This window comes from Pseudomonas eucalypticola, assembly GCF_013374995.1.
Lineage (GTDB): Bacteria > Pseudomonadota > Gammaproteobacteria > Pseudomonadales > Pseudomonadaceae > Aquipseudomonas > Aquipseudomonas eucalypticola.
The window spans coordinates 5,864,757-5,878,387 of record NZ_CP056030.1; the positions used below are offsets into that span (position 1 = coordinate 5,864,757).

Below are 13,631 nucleotides of genomic sequence, written 5' to 3' on the forward strand. Positions count from 1 at the left end.
AAGGGGGAACCTGCCATGCCCGCCACCACGACCCTGGTCACCCTGACCTACGGTGACCGTCTTCACTACCTGCAAGCGCTGATCGAGCGCTCGCTGAGCTGCGCCGAGATCGCCCAGGTGATTGTGGTCAGCAACGCCTCGCGCTCCGACCTGGGCCAGTTGCTGTTGCGCTGGCCCAACCAGGTCACGGTGATCGACCTGCCGGCCAATACCGGCTCGGCCAACGGTTATGCAGTGGGTATCGCCGCCGCGCTGGAGGCGGGTGCCGAATACATCTGGTTGATGGACGATGACAACGCCCCCACCCCCGGCGCGGTCGAACAATTACACCAGCGCCTGGCCGAGTGCGCACGCAAACTGGGCCGTGCCCAGGTCGCCGTGCTGGGCTTTCGCCCTACCCACCAGGCTGACATTGCCGCCGGTGTGCCGCGCCGCCATGCGTTTCCCCACCGGTCCAGCTGCTTCGGCTTTCACATTGCCCAGTTGCCTTACAAATTGTGGCGCCGCACCCCGTGGGGCAAACCCCATGCCGAAGCCCTGCATCACAGCCTGGTGAAACTGCCGTTCGCCACCTACGGCGGCTTGCTGGGCCACCGGGCCATGTACGAAAACATCGGCCTGCCCCGCGCCGACATGGTGCTGTATGCCGACGACACCGAATACACCCGGCGCATCACCGCCAGCGGCGGGCACATTTTCCTGGTCACCGATGCGTTGCTCGAAGACCTGGAGCATTCCTGGAACATCAAGGCCCGCACCAACAACATCTACGAGACTTTCCTGATGGGTGATTCCGACATGCGCGCCTACTACACCGCCCGCAACCAGGCCTGGTTCGATAAATTCGTCTGGGCGCGATGGGGCTGGCTCTACCACCTCAACCGCGCCGTGTTCATGACCCTGTTGCGCCTGGTGGCCCTGCGCCGTGGCACGCACCAGCGCTTGGCACTGCTGCAGCAAGCCATTGCCGACGGCGAGTCCGGGCGGCTGGGCCTCAACAAGTCGTTTCCGCTATGAACGTGCTGTTCCTCTCCAGCCTGTATGCGCCGAACATCGGCGGTGGGGCTGAAATCGTGCTGCAACGCACGGTCGAAGGGTTGCACCAACGTGGCATGAATGTCTGCGTACTGACCACGGGCGCCGAGCCGGGGCTGGTGGAAGATCAGGTCAAGGGTGTGAAGGTGTACCGCGCCGGCCTGCTCAACACCTACTGGCACTTCAGCGACCAGCGCCCCAACGCCCTGGCGCGCCTGAGCTGGCACGTGCGTGACCGCTACAACATGGGCATGCGTGCCTATGTGCGCCAAGTGATGAGGATGGAAAACATCGGCCTGGTGGTGTGCCACAACCTGGGTGGCTGGTCGGTGGCAGTGTGGGACGAAATCTCCAAGGCCGGGGTGCCCATCGTGCAGGTACTGCACGACATGTACCTGCTGTGCCCTGGCAGCCTGATGTTCAAGAAGCGCCAATGCTGCGGCGGCCCCTGCACCTTGTGCAGCACCCTGCGTCAAGGCCATGCCGAGCGCTCGGCGCAGGTGGACGCGGTGGTGGGTGTCAGCCACTTTCTGCTCGACCGCCTGCAGAACGCGCGGTTTTTCCGCAACGCCAGCGCCCATGTCATCTACAACGCCAGCCCCAAGGTGGAAGAAGTGCAGCGCCCTCACCCCCAGGGCCGCCTTGCCGACAGTGAGCCACTGCGGTTCGGTTACCTGGGCACCCTGTCGGACCACAAGGGCGTGCGCTGGATGATCGAGCAGTTCAAACGCCTGCCGTTCAACGCCACGCTGCAGATCGCCGGGCGCGGGCAACAGGACTATGAACGCGAAATCCGCCAGTTGGCCGAGGCCGACGAAAATATCCATTTCGTTGGCTACCAGTCGCCTGAAAGCTTTTACCGGCAGATCGACGTCGCCCTGGTGCCGTCACTGTGGAACGAGCCATTCGGCATGGTCGCGGTCGAGGCCTGTGCCCATTCGGTACCCGTGATCGCCAGCCACCGCGGTGGCCTGCCGGAAATCATCCGCGAAGGCATCAACGGCCTGTTGTGCGACCCCGACGAGCCGGAGTCGCTGGCCCTGGCCATGCTGCGCCTGTACCGCCAGCCCGAACTGCGCCGCCAACTGGCGGCCCAGGCCAGGGCCAGCGTGGCGCCGCTGCTGGACATGGACCGCATGCTCGACGGCTACCAACAGCTGTTTTCCCAGGTTTACCAGAACAAGGGCACTTTCCATGAATCCCAGCCTGCCTCTGAGCCGCTCTAAGCGCCCGCGCATCGCCTTCAGCAAATCACTGATCGTGCTGCTGGTTGCCGTCGCTCTGATTGTCACCGAAACCTTCGGCGGCGCCTTGCGTTATTACCTGGACGGCGCGGGGCTGTCGGTGCTGATGTACCCGGCCAAGATGGCCTGCCTCGGCCTGTTCGTGCTCGAACTGTTCACCTTCAAGGGCGGCCGGGCGTTCTGGACCATGCTGTTGCTGCTGACCATTGCCTCGGCATTGGGCATGCTGCATGGCGCTGCGCCGGGCAATATCCTGTTCTCGCTGTACATGTACGGCCCGTTCCTGTTCGGCATGGTCTGTGGTACGCACCTGGAACACCGCAAGCGCACCCTGGCCGTCGTGGTGGGCTTGTGCCTGCTGGCCTCGCTGGGCGGTGTGCTGCTGGACAAATACACCACCGTGCCCTGGAAGGGTTACAGCTACAACGTGGGCGACACCGAGGTGGCCGGCAACCTGATGTGGAGCGCCGACGGCGTCGACCGCCTGGCAGGCTTTACCCGGCTGTCCACCACGGTGGCGGTGATCATCGCGCTGTACAGTCTGTACCTGAGCGCTTTCATCCGCTCACGGCTGATGCTGCTGACGATGTTCGGCGCAAGCATGGCGACCATCTGGATTACCACCAACAAATCCACCGCAGTGGCTTATGCCTGCACGCTGTTACTGATGCCCATGCTGCGCCACCGCATGACCTGCCGAGTGCTGTTCGCCACCGTGGTGGCCATCGGCATCGCCCTGCCGCTCGTTGGCCTGACCATGGACTTCGACCCCAACTCGCCAGCGGCCCAGGCCGGCTTCCTGTCGTCGTTCTACGACCGGTTGATCTACACCTGGCCGAACCTGGCCCACAACCAGTGGTTGCAGGGCTGGCAATTCTGGGGCGCCGGTTTCGGCATGGTGGGCAGCACCGTCGCCGCCTTCCCGGTGTATTCGGCCACGGTGTCGATGGTGGCCGACAACAGCGCCATGTACCTGTGGGCCACCTTCGGTCTTGGCGGCCTGGCCGTGTACTGCCTGCTGATACCGCTGATGAGCCTGTTGCGCGACAAGCCCACCCGGCTGGCTAGGGCGCTGGTGTGCAGCTGTTTCTGCCTGACCCTGATCAGCTGGACCACCGACGTTCCCGAAGTCGCGGTCGCCGACCTGTTCCTGGGCCTGGCCGTGTCGGTGGCGCTGCGGCGCAAAGCCATGCCCATTACAGAAGGTGCCAGCCTGCATTCGGCCGTTCCCCGAAGCCCGGCGTTCGTCACGCCCTTGCGAACCTAGTGAACCGACTATGCGCAGATTGCTACCTTGCCTGGCCGTGCTGCTGCAGGGCTTGTTCACCACGGGCGCGCAAGCGGCCAACGAACCGTTCATCATCGGCACCGCCACCCATGTGATGGATGGTTCGCCACAACTGGGCCGCCAGTTCCAACTGGCCAGCGAAGCGGGCATCGGCTCGTTGCGCGAGGATGCCTACTGGGCTCGCGTGGAGTTGCAGCCCGGCACATTGCAGGTCCCCGCCAGCTGGCGTGAATACCAGGACGCGCGCGTAGCCCGGAAACTGGACAACGTGGTGGTACTCGATTACGGCAACCAGTTCTACGACAACAATGCATTGCCGCGTTCGCCCCTAGTCGCCACGGCCTTTGCCAACTACGTGGACTTCGTGACCCGGGCCCTCGCCGGCACGGTCAACTTCTACGAGGTCTGGAATGAGTGGGACCAGGCCGGCCCAGGCGACCGAGCCGTCAGTGATGATTATGCAAGCCTGGTCAGGCTCACCCGCCAACAGATTCAACGCAACGACCCCAAGGCAAAGGTACTGGCCGGCGCCATCACCAGCGAGGGCCTGAACAAGGGTTTCGCCGACCGCCTGGTACAGGCCGGCCTGGCCGACCAGGTTGACGGCCTGTCCCTGCACCCCTACGTGCACTGCGCAGGCGGCCAGGACAGGACCCCGGAAAGCTGGATCAAGTGGCTGACCAGTATCGACCAGAAACTGACCCGCCTGGCTGGCAGGGCAGTACCGCTGTACCTCACCGAAATGAGCTGGCCTACCTCCAGCGAACGTTGCGGGGTGGATGAGCCGACCCAGGCCAAGTTTCTGGCCCGGGCTTTTTTCCTGGCCAAGACGCGCCCCAACATCAAGGGCATGTGGTGGTACGACCTGGTCGACGACGGCGTCGACCCTGCCGAGCGTGAACACCACTTCGGCCTGCTCAAACCCGACCTGACGCCAAAGCCAGCTTACGTGGTGCTCAAGGCCATCGCCCCGTTTCTGGCGCAGTACCAGTACGACAGTTTGAAAAGCCTCCAAGCCGATGATCTTTACCTGCTCAATTTCACCAAGGGCGATGACCAGGTGCTGGTGGCTTGGGCGGTGGGGCGGCCACGCCAAGTGAAGATCGAAGCCAACGGCCGCCAGCAAGGCTCGGTTCAGATGGTCGATACCCGCCGCCCCGAACGAGGCCGCGCCCCCGTTGGCCGGTGGCAATGCCCCAAGGCCGAAGAAGAACACTGCACCACGGTGATCACACTGGACGATTTCCCCCGAATCATCAGCCTGGGCGACGCCAGCTGGCTATTCACCCGCTGAGCAGCAAGGCCATGCCTTGAAGGACGAATCGATGGTAGTTATCAATGCTCGCTTTCTGACCCAGGAGCTGCGCGGAGTGCAGCGTTTCGCCGAGCAGATCAGCCTGGCCTTGCAAGCCCGGCGTTCGGACCTGGTATTCGTGTGCCCCGACCGTATCCAGATGCACGACAGCGCCCGGCGCCTGAACGTGCAGCCCGTGGGCCGGCGTACCGGGCACCTGTGGGAACAGCTGGACTTGCCGCGCTACCTGCATCGCCACGGCTCGCCGCTGCTGGTATCGCTGGGGGGCACTGGGCCGCTGCTGTACCGCAACCAGATCGCCACCCACCACGACATTACCTACGTGCGCCACCCGGAAAGCTACTCATGGGCCTTTCGCACCAGCTACCAGCTGATGACTCCGCTGCTGCTGCGCAACCTGAAAACCCTGATCACCGTCAGCGAGTTTTCCCGCACGGAAATCAGCGACCACTACGGCTTTCCCAAAGACCGCATCATGGTGGTGCCCAACGCCGTGGGCGACGAATTCCAACCGGGGCCGCCGGTGCAATCACGCGGTGGTTATCTGCTGGCGGTGTCCTCGCCCAGCGCGCACAAGAACTTCGCCCGGATGATCCAGGGGTTTCTGCGGCTCAAGGGCCACGGCCGTGTTCAGCTGCGCATCGTCGGGGCGGCCAACGCGATTTTCTCCGACCCCCAATTGGAACGCCTGGCCAGCAGTGACCCACGCATCCGCTTCCTGGGCCGCCTCAGCGACCAGGAATTGATCACCCAATACCAGGGCGCCGCCGCGTTCGTGTTTCCCTCACTGTACGAGGGCTTCGGCATCCCGCCCCTGGAGGCTCAGGCCTGCGGCTGCCCGGTGCTGGCCGCCAATGCCGCGTCCATGCCCGAAGTGCTGCAGTCCAGCGCGCTGTATTTCGATCCGCTGGACGTGGAGCACATCACCCAGGCCATGCACCTGGCGCTGACCAACCAGTGCATCCGCCAGCAACTGCGCACCCTGGGGCTGCACAACGTTTCACGCTTCGACTGGGAACACTCGGCGGGGCTGATCAGTGACCGCATCGACGCCTTGCTGGCCGAGCAAGCCCCCAGGCGCACCCCACTTCCGTTCAATGCCAGCATCCCCAAATAACCGCCGGGCCCAGGCCCGCCATAACAACGCGTGGTGGCACCATGAAAATCGCAATCATCCATGACTGGCTGGTGACTTATGCAGGGGCCGAGCGAGTACTGTCGGCGCTGTTGAAGATCTGGCCCGAGGCCGACCTGTTCTCGGTCATCGATTTCCTCAGCGACGAAGACCGTGCCCACCTGGGCGGCAAACACGCCCAGACCACCTTCATCCAGCACCTGCCCAAGGCCCGTACTCGGTACCAGCAGTACCTGCCGCTGATGCCCCTGGCCATCGAGCAACTGGACCTGTCGGGCTACGACCTGATCATTTCCAGCAGCCATGCCGTGGCCAAGGGCGTGCTTACCGGCCCCGACCAATTGCACATCAGCTACGTGCACTCGCCCATCCGCTACGCCTGGGACCTGCAGCACCAGTACCTGAACGAAGCAGGGCTCAACCATGGCCTCAAGAGCAAGGTGGCGCGCATGGTCCTGCATTACATGCGCATGTGGGATCAGCGCACCGCCGCCGCGGTGGACGAATTCATCGCCAACTCGCAGTTCATCGGGCGGCGGATCGACAAGGCCTACCGGCGGCCCTCCACGGTGATCTACCCGCCAGTGGACACCCACGGCTTCGACCTGCAGCCCGTCAAGCAGGAGTATTACCTGACCACCTCGCGGATGGTGCCCTACAAGCGCGTGCCGATGATCGTCGAAGCCTTCCGGGCCATGCCTGACAAGCATCTGATCGTGATCGGCGATGGGCCGGAAATGGACAAATGCCAAGCCCTGGGCGCTACCAACGTCACCCTGCTGGGCTACCAGCCCTTCAGTGCCCTGCGCGAATACCTGCGCAACGCCAAGGGCTTCGTCTTCGCCGCCGAAGAAGACTTCGGCATCAGCCCCGTGGAGGCCCAGGCATGCGGCACCCCGGTGATTGCCTTTGGCCGCGGCGGCACCCTGGAAACCGTGCACGGGCTGGATCACGACCAGCCCACCGGGGTGTTCTACCACGAGCAGAGCGTGGCCGCGATCATCGATGGGGTGCGCGAGTTCGAGTGCAACGCCCACCGCATCACGCCCCAGGCCTGCCGTGAAAACGCCGAACGGTTTTCCGAACAACGCTTCGAGCGCGAGATGCGCCAGTTCGTGGAAAGCCGCTGGAACCAGGAACACCCGCCCGTCGCGGTGCCGTCACCGGCCAGCGCCCCGCGCCTGAGCCTGGCGCCGGCATTGGCCGTCGCCGCCAAACCTTTGTGATCGGGGAGCATTGCCATGGCAAGACCGTTAAAAGGCATCCTGCAGGCCCACCAGTCGGCGCTTTCGCTGGCCCACCGGGCACTGGACATCGCCCTGATCGTTACGTGCACCCTCTGGTTCAACTGGATGTCCGGCACCCTGCACGCCAGCGACACCTGGGGCCGCCTGATGGCCATCGTGCTGGTGTTCCATTGGCTCGCCGAGTACCACCAACTGTACGGTTCGTGGCGCGGCGAGCGGGTGACCCGCGAACTGCTGCGCGTGTTCAACTACTGGGCATTGACGTTCTGCTGCCTGCTCGTGATCGATTACACGCTCAATACCGCGCAGGTCGTGCTCGACCGTAGCCTGATGGCCTGGTTCATGCTCGTGCTATTCGCCCTGTGCGGCTACCGGCTGCTGATTCGCAGCACCCTGCAGGCCTTGCGCCGGCGGGGCTTCAACACCCGCACGGTAGCCATCGTCGGCACCGGGCAGATCGGCGAGCGGCTGGCTTACTCCATCACCGCCGCGCCCTGGATGGGCCTTCACCTGCTGGGGTTCTATGACGACGAACCGCAACAGATGGCCCTGGACGAACTGGGCAAGCGCCTGCCGGTGCTGGGCAACCTGGACCAGCTGGTACTGGACGCCCGCGCCGGGCGTATCGACAAGGTCTACATCACCCTGGCCATGAGCTGCGAGCCGTCGCTGTGCAACCTGGTCAAGGGCCTGAGCGACACCACCGCTTCGGTGTACCTGATACCTGATGTGTTCATGTTCGACCTGCTGCACGCCCGCAGCGAGAGCATCAACGGCCTGACCAGCATCAGCCTGGTCGACACCCCCATGGATGGCTCCAGCCAGCTGGTCAAGCGCTTCGAGGACGTGATTGTCAGCAGCCTGATCCTCGCGGTCATCGCCGTGCCCATGGTGCTGATCGCGCTGGGGATCAAAATCACCTCGCGCGGCCCCGTGTTTTTCCGCCAGACGCGCTATGGTTTAGATGGAAGGCCGATCATGGTCTGGAAGTTCCGCAGCATGACGGTCCAGGAAAATGGCCATGAAGTCCGTCAAGCCAGTCGCAATGACTGTCGCGTGACCCCATTCGGGGCATTTCTGCGGCGGACATCGCTGGACGAGTTGCCCCAGTTCTTCAACGTGCTGCGTGGTGACATGTCCATCGTCGGCCCGCGCCCCCATGCAGTGGCGCACAACGAGCAGTACCGCAAGCAGGTCAATTGCTACATGTTGCGGCATAAGGTCAAGCCCGGCATCACCGGCTGGGCGCAAGTCAATGGATGGCGCGGGGAGACCACGACCTTGGACAAAATGCAGAAGCGCATCGAATTCGACCTGGACTACATCGAACACTGGTCTGTGTGGCTGGACCTGAAAATCATCGCACTGACCCTGTTCAAGGGCTTTATCCACAAAAACGCGTTTTGATCCTATAAGACCCATCGATGGAGAAAACTGCTTTCTCCAAGGAAGACTTTGCCATGAAGCGATCGTTACTCGGTGTACTGCTCATCACTGCATTGGTCCAGGGCTGCGCCTTCGCGCCTGGGCAACACATGACCCCTGACGATGTGCAGGACAAGGACACCGGACCGGTGACCGTGGTGCCCATCACGTCCACCAGCGTCAACCAGCAGAAAGTCATTTACCAGGCCCAGCCTGTACCCGCCACCCTGACGGGGTACCGGCCCGGTGACTACCGCATCGGCCCAGGCGACAACCTGATCATCACCGTATGGGAACACGCTGAGCTCAACTCGCCCAGCGCCCAGACCCAGGTAGAGGCCAGTGCCCGGGTCGTGCGCCTGGATGGCACGCTGTACTACCCCTACATCAACTCGATCAAGGCCGGTGGCCTTACCGTGCCGGAGTTTCGCGCCAACCTGCAGAAGGCCCTGGGGCAATACCTGACCGGCGCCCAGGTGGACGTGAATATCCAGAAATATGACAGCCAGAAGGTCATCATCTCCGGAGCGGTGAAAAATCCTGGCCCACAATCGCTGACCAACATTCCGCTGAACCTGGTGGATGCCATCAGCCGCGCGGGGGGCGAGTCTTCGGATGCCAACCTGGCCAACCTGATCCTCAAACGCGACGGCCATGAATACGTCATGGACATCGATACCCTCAACCGCACCAACTCCCGGCTCAACGAAATCTACCTGAAGGATGGCGACCAACTGCACCTGGGCAACGACCACGCCAACAAGATTTACGTGCTGGGCGAAGTACAGAAGCCGCAGGTCATGAACTACGGCACCAGCACCTTCAACCTGATGGAAGCGCTGGGCAACGCCGGCGGCATCAGCCAGGAAACCGCCAACGCCGAGGCTATCTACGTGATCCGCGGTGCCCAGGCCAACAATGGCCAGCCAGCCACGGTGTTCTACCTGAATGCCAAGAAGCCCACGGCGTTCCTGCTGGCGCGCCAGTTTGACCTGCGCACCTCTGACGTGGTGTTCGTGGGCCCGGCGAACATCACCCGCTGGAACCGCTTCATCAGCCAACTGCTGCCGTCGGCAACGGTGGTCGGCACTACCGCGGCCTTCAACCACAACTGAGGCCCCCCGTTCGCTGTAGCAGCTTGTCGCGCAACCTCAAAAAAAGCCCTCCGGCCGCCCGGCGGGCTTTTTGCGTTATATCCCCCGGCCAAACTTCCGCTAGCATTAGCCTGACATTGCTTTGCCAACGGAACCGTCATGCAGGATGTAGCCCCCCCGGAATTCGCCTCGCTGGAGTTGGAAAACGGCCTGCGCGTGCAATTGCGCCACGACCCCCGCCTCAAACGCGCCGCCGCGGCCCTGCGGGTCGCCGCCGGAAGCCATGACGTGGACCCCGCCTGGCCCGGGCTCGCGCACTTCCTGGAACACCTGTTCTTTCTCGGCACTGCGCGCTATCACGACGAACAGGCACTGATGCCGTTCGTCCAGCGCCACGGCGGGCAACTGAACGCCAGTACCCGCGAGCGCACCACCGACTTCTTTTTCGAACTCCCGGTTGAATCCTTTCCTGGGGCCTTGGACCGGTTATGCGAAATGCTTGCCCAGCCCAGGCTCGATCGCGAATACCAATTGCGCGAACGCGAAGTGCTGCACGCCGAATTCATCGCCTGGTCTCGCGACCCGCAGGCGCGCCATCAGCAATGGCTGACCGCGCCTCTTTCCGCCAACCACCCGCTGCGTGCCTTCCATGCCGGCAACCGCTATAGCCTGCCGGTGCCGCGCCAGGCCTTCCAACAGCACTTGCTGGCCTTTTACCAAGGGTTCTACCACAGCGGGCAAATGACCCTGAGCCTGGCTGGGCCGCAACCCCTGGAAGAACTGCACGCCCTGGCCACCAAGTCGGGGGGGCAACTGCCCGCGGGTCAGCCCCGGATTCGCCCGCCTTGCCCTCCGCTACTTGATGCGCCCTGGCAGCCGCTGCCGCCTGAAGATGAAACGCGCTTGAACCTGGTGTTCGCCTGCCAGGACATACCCGGGGATAGCGCCCCGGCGGTGGACTTCCTGGCCACATGGCTTGCCTCCACCCAACCGGGCGGCCTGCTGGCCGAGCTGCAACGCCGGGAGCTGGTCGAAGCGGTGAGCCTGGTGCCGCTGTATCAGTTCGACGGCCAAGTAGTGCTCAATATCGAATTCAAGCTCACTGCCACAGGTCAGCAGCCGCGGCGCACCATCACCGAGTTGTGCCTGGACTGGCTGGAGTTTTTCCAGTCCCATGACGACTGGCAGGGGTTGCGCGAGGAATATCAGCTGCTACGCCAGCGCCGCCAACTGGTCAGTACAGCGCTGCAACTGGCCCGCCATGACAGTGAACACTTCGGCCAAGGCAATGCGCTGGCGCTCGCGCCCCCGGCGCTGAGCGCCTTGCGGGCCCTGCTCGGGCAGATGCGCGGCGACACTATCCTGCACCAACCGCTGGCCGCGCTGCGCGCCGACACCGGGGTGAAATGGCGTTTGCCCCAACGTAACCGTTTCCTGCGCCCCAGCCGGCGCCCGGCACAGCCCGTGGCACGGCCTGCCTGCCTGGACAGCATCGACACGGCGCAACCGGCCAGCCACGAAGGCTGTGTGTACCTGCGTTGGCGGGTCAAGTCGGCGCAGCGCAGCGGGCTATGGCGGTTGCTGGACCATAACTTGCTCAAGCTGCGCGAAGAAGCCAGCCAGGCGGGCGTGCAGTTAAGCTTCAGCAGCCTCGGCGACCACTGGCAACTGCGCCTTTGCGGCGTGCAGGAGCCCCTGGCGGCACTGGTGGAGCAAGCGCTGGAAAACCTCACCCAGCCAAGCCCTGAAGTGTGGCGCCAGGCCGCGCAGCTCAATGCCCCGGCAGCCTTGATACCCATCCGTGAATTACTTCAGCGCCTGCCTGAACACAGCCTGGGGTATTACCAGACGCCGCTGCGTGGTCGTGATGAGCACCTGCAACCGGCCATGCTCCAGCGCCTGTGGAGCGAGGCGCGGTGGGATGGCATGACGCTGGGCTTAAGCCCGAGCGTGGCCCAGGCGCTCAATGCGGTGTTGCTGAAAATGCCTGGGCGCCAGGACACGGCCTTGTGCCAGCCGCCCTTGCCATTGCATGGCCGTACCTGGAGCCAGGTGGCCACCGACTCCAACGAGCAGGCCCTGCTGCTGTTCTGCCCCACTGCAGGCGACCAGATCATCGACCAGGCCGCCTGGCAGATGCTTGCCCAACTCAGCCAGGCAGCCTTCTACCGGCGCATGCGGGTCGAACTGCAACTGGGCTATGCGGTGTTCAGCGGCTTTCGCCAGGTAGCCGGGCGCTCCGGGCTGCTGTTCGGCGTGCAATCGCCCAGCACCTCCATGGCTGACATCCTGGAACATGTGCAGGTCTTCCTGCACACCCTGCCAGGGCTGATACGCGCCTGCTCCGGGCCAGCCCTGGCCAATGAATGCCGGGACCTGGCTGCACGTACCAGCCTTGCCGACATGGAGCTGGGCCTGGCGGCCGACAGCCTGTGGCAAGCGCGGCTGGCGGGCCACTCGTCCGATTTCATCGACCAATTGCGCAAGGCGTTCGGGCGCCTGCGCACCGATATCCTGCTGCACGCCGCCCAACAGCTGCTGGAGGCTCAAGCTGGCTGGTTATGCCTGGCCAACCAGCCCCCTGTGGACACAACCTGGCAAGTGGCGCAATGATCATTACGCAGGCTGTAACGAGCTTTCTCAGCTTGAAGAATGCAATTTAACGTTTCAGTACACTGGAATTTAGTAACATAGTGCCCTAAGCATTGCGAACATCTCCCCCGGGGGTGGTTCCGATGTGATGTACCGGCACCACTTCCATCCATCACCCAGAAGGAGTCATCCTATGTGGACCAAACCAGCTTACACCGACCTGCGCATCGGCTTTGAAGTCACCATGTACTTCGCCAGCCGTTGATTTTTATCGCAGTACAGCGCCTCGGTCAGCCGGGGCGTTTTTATTTTTGAAGTCAGACACAGGCCTGCCATGTACATCCAGATTCTAGGCTCCGCTGCCGGTGGCGGTTTCCCCCAGTGGAACTGCAACTGCGTCAACTGCAAGGGCTACCGCGACGGCACCTTGAACGCCAAGGCGCGCACCCAGTCATCCATCGCTCTGTCCGACGACGGGGTCAATTGGGTGCTGTGCAATGCTTCGCCGGATATCCGCGCGCAGCTGCAAGGCTTCGCCCCCATGCAGCCGGCCCGCGCCCTGCGCGATACCGGCATCAGCGCCATCGTGCTGCTGGACAGCCAGATCGACCACACCACCGGCCTGCTCAGCCTGCGCGAAGGCTGCCCGCATCAGGTATGGTGCACCGACATGGTCCACCAGGACCTGACCACCGGTTTCCCGCTGTTCAACATGCTCAGCCACTGGAACGGCGGCCTGCAATGGAACCGTATCGAGCTGGAGGGCACCTTTACCATCCCGGCCTGCCCGAACCTGCGCTTCACCCCGTTCCCACTGCGCAGCGCGGCGCCGCCGTATTCGCCGCACCGCTTCGACCCCCACCCGGGCGACAACCTGGGGCTGCGCGTGGAAGACCTGCGCACCGGCGGCAAGCTGTTCTACGCGCCGGGCCTGGGCCAGGTGGATGACACCCTGCTGGGCCACATGGCCGACGCCGACTGCCTGCTGGTGGACGGCACGCTGTGGGACGATGATGAAATGCAACGCCGTGGCGTTGGTACCCGTACCGGCCGGGAAATGGGCCACCTGTGCCAGAACGGCCCTGGCGGCATGCTCGAGGTGCTGGACGGTTTGAGCAAGCCGCGCAAGGTGCTGATCCACATCAACAACACCAACCCGATCCTCGACGAAGACTCGCCCGAGCGCGCCGAAGTGGTCCGCCGTGGCGTCGAAGTGGCCTACGACGGCATGAGCATCGAGCTGTAGGAGTGTGAGC

The 13,631-nt window shown here is 63.6% G+C and carries 11 protein-coding genes; all 11 read left to right on the plus strand.

The features are described 5' to 3' along the window. The first annotated feature begins 15 nt into the window (after nucleotides 1-15). Entirely contained in the window at nucleotides 16-1,017 is a 1,002-nt protein-coding gene (locus tag HWQ56_RS26335) for a glycosyltransferase (protein ID WP_176572104.1), read from the plus strand. Then, nucleotides 1,014-2,261, plus strand: coding sequence for a glycosyltransferase family 4 protein (locus tag HWQ56_RS26340; RefSeq protein WP_176572105.1), 1,248 nt, complete (start codon nucleotides 1,014-1,016; stop codon nucleotides 2,259-2,261). Before HWQ56_RS26335 ends, HWQ56_RS26340 begins: the two co-directional genes overlap by 4 nt. Continuing rightward, nucleotides 2,230-3,546 (plus strand): hypothetical protein, encoded by a 1,317-nt coding sequence (locus HWQ56_RS26345; RefSeq protein WP_176572106.1) that lies wholly within the window; start codon nucleotides 2,230-2,232, stop codon nucleotides 3,544-3,546. Before HWQ56_RS26340 ends, HWQ56_RS26345 begins: the two co-directional genes overlap by 32 nt. Before the next feature lie 10 nt (nucleotides 3,547-3,556). After that, a complete protein-coding gene (locus HWQ56_RS26350) occupies nucleotides 3,557-4,861 on the plus strand; it encodes a glycoside hydrolase 5 family protein (RefSeq protein ID WP_176572107.1) in 1,305 nt (434 codons plus the stop codon). 31 nt (nucleotides 4,862-4,892) lie between these two features. After that, nucleotides 4,893-5,999 carry a glycosyltransferase family 4 protein gene (locus HWQ56_RS26355; RefSeq protein ID WP_158154966.1) on the plus strand — a complete coding sequence of 369 codons (1,107 nt, stop codon included), beginning with the start codon at nucleotides 4,893-4,895 and terminating at the stop codon, nucleotides 5,997-5,999. Nucleotides 6,000-6,040: 41 nt separating this feature from the next. Then, nucleotides 6,041-7,243 (plus strand): glycosyltransferase family 4 protein, encoded by a 1,203-nt coding sequence (locus HWQ56_RS26360; RefSeq protein WP_176572108.1) that lies wholly within the window; start codon nucleotides 6,041-6,043, stop codon nucleotides 7,241-7,243. A gap of 15 nt (nucleotides 7,244-7,258) precedes the next feature. After that, complete coding sequence (locus HWQ56_RS26365; protein WP_176572109.1) at nucleotides 7,259-8,671, plus strand: undecaprenyl-phosphate glucose phosphotransferase; 1,413 nt, start codon at nucleotides 7,259-7,261, stop codon at nucleotides 8,669-8,671. 53 nt (nucleotides 8,672-8,724) lie between these two features. Further along, nucleotides 8,725-9,804: a polysaccharide biosynthesis/export family protein gene (locus tag HWQ56_RS26370; protein WP_158154971.1), complete on the plus strand. Its 1,080-nt coding sequence runs from the start codon at nucleotides 8,725-8,727 to the stop codon at nucleotides 9,802-9,804. A 138-nt stretch (nucleotides 9,805-9,942) separates the two neighbouring features. Continuing rightward, complete coding sequence (gene pqqF / locus HWQ56_RS26375) at nucleotides 9,943-12,396, plus strand: pyrroloquinoline quinone biosynthesis protein PqqF (RefSeq protein WP_176572110.1); 2,454 nt, start codon at nucleotides 9,943-9,945, stop codon at nucleotides 12,394-12,396. 172 nt (nucleotides 12,397-12,568) lie between these two features. After that, a complete protein-coding gene (gene pqqA / locus HWQ56_RS26380) occupies nucleotides 12,569-12,640 on the plus strand; it encodes a pyrroloquinoline quinone precursor peptide PqqA (RefSeq protein ID WP_008365141.1) in 72 nt (23 codons plus the stop codon). A 69-nt stretch (nucleotides 12,641-12,709) separates the two neighbouring features. After that, nucleotides 12,710-13,621 (plus strand): pyrroloquinoline quinone biosynthesis protein PqqB, encoded by a 912-nt coding sequence (gene pqqB, locus HWQ56_RS26385; protein ID WP_176572111.1) that lies wholly within the window; start codon nucleotides 12,710-12,712, stop codon nucleotides 13,619-13,621. The last annotated feature ends 10 nt before the right edge of the window (nucleotides 13,622-13,631 follow it).